1 pseudogene is annotated in these 209 nt (G+C 41.6%); it reads right to left on the bottom strand.

The features are described from left to right. Window positions 1-209 (bottom strand): annotated as a pseudogene (locus AX663_RS04780) (DUF6287 domain-containing protein); the annotation flags it as partial.

The following is a 209-nucleotide window of genomic DNA, read 5'->3' as shown; positions in this document are numbered from 1 at the left end:
TTAGGTGCTACTGCTGAGGCCTGATTGTCATTTTCTTCATTTGTGACTGCTGAAGATGATGATTGAACTGATTTCTTATCCTTCTTAACAGCCTTACTTGAGCTTGAAGATGACTTCTTAACCGTTTTGGCTGGGCTACTACTTGTGCTAACACGCGCCGACTCATGACTATTAAACTTAGTCACTAAGAAGACAGCGAGGATAACTAC

Origin of the sequence: Streptococcus sp. CCH8-H5, assembly GCF_001556505.1 — a bacterium.
In the GTDB taxonomy this organism is placed as follows: Bacteria; Bacillota; Bacilli; order Lactobacillales; family Streptococcaceae; genus Streptococcus.
This window is presented reverse-complemented; position numbering and strand designations above follow the sequence as displayed.